Source organism: Polaromonas sp. P3_C2, from assembly GCF_056402675.1.
In genome coordinates this window covers 1-1,129 of the sequence record NZ_JBFUGX010000984.1, presented here as the reverse complement: position 1 = coordinate 1,129, position 1,129 = coordinate 1, and the positions used below count along the sequence as shown (strand labels likewise).

2 protein-coding genes are annotated in these 1,129 nt (G+C 60.2%); both read right to left on the bottom strand.

Features of this window, described 5'->3' with window-relative positions; genetic code table 11:
* Positions 1-268: sirohydrochlorin chelatase (locus AC1DWI_RS24005; RefSeq protein ID WP_477726018.1), on the bottom strand; the 268-nt coding region annotated here is incomplete at its 3' end.
* A gap of 15 nt (positions 269-283) precedes the next feature.
* Positions 284-1,129: LptF/LptG family permease (locus AC1DWI_RS24000; protein WP_477726017.1), on the bottom strand; the 846-nt coding region annotated here is incomplete at its 5' end.

Sequence of the window (1,129 nt, the reverse complement as noted above, 5' to 3'; positions counted from 1 at the left end):
GCAGCGGCAAGTCTTCCCGGGCGTGCTTGCCTATACCAAAGAAAAGCGGAAAAACCCTTATATGGCATGCGCCAGCAGCTATTAAATTTGTAGCAGCTTCAGGCAATGAAGGAGGGCAAAGCTCCAGGTAGGCGCAACTGACGGGGGTACCGGGCTCGCGGAGACGGACTTGTGCGGCAACCGCCTCAATGGGGTCGCGCCACTGCGGGTCGCGCGAGCCATGGGCAAGCAGGATGATGCCGCGCGGCGTATGGGCCAGGGACGTCATGAACGGTCGCGTCCGTTAACGCCTGAGCACCAGCCAGCCAAACGCGCCCAGCGAGACGGCCATATAAAGCAGGCCTGGCGTGGCAGCCGCAAGCCAGGGCTGCCAGTTTCGCAGGTTGCCGATATAGCCGAACACGTTGTTGAGCAGGAAGAAGCTGATGCCGATCATCACACCGGCGAACACGTAGCCGGCGATGCCGCCGGAGCGAAAGTGAAGGTAGGCAAAAGGCAGCGCCAGAATCACCATCACCAGGCAGCTGAGCGGGTAAAAGACTTTTTTCCAGAACTCTATTTCATAGCGCTGCGCGGTCTGCCCATTGGCGTCCAGGTGACGGACGTAATTGAACAGGTCAATGGTGCCCATGCGCTCAGGCTTGAGCAGCGCCACCGAAACCATTTCAGCGCTGATTTCGGTAGGCCAGCGAAAGTTCTTTAGCACTGTGCGGTTGACCTTGGCGCTGCCTCCGGGTTTGGCGGCACTGCTGGCGCCGGCAGGAACATCAAACTCTGCGCGTGTGGCCTGGTTCAATTCCCAGGCATCGCCGGCGGTGAACGCTGCCAGCGGCGCCTGTGTGGTGGAGACGATCAATCCCTTGTTGTTGAACTCGAAAATCTGCACACCCTGCATTTCGTTGTCGGGGGTGAKGGCCCTCACATTGACCACAAAGGTGTTGTAGGCCTGCTTTTCCTTCAACCAGGCACCGGTTTGGCCGATGGTGATCTTGTTCTGGTAGCGCGCCTTGAGCAGCTGTGCGGCCCGTTCGCTGGCAGGCGCCACATAGTCGCCCACGGCGAAACTGAACACCACGAACAGCGCCCCCAGGACCAGCAGCAACTTCAGCGCGCGCCAGGGGCCGAGTCC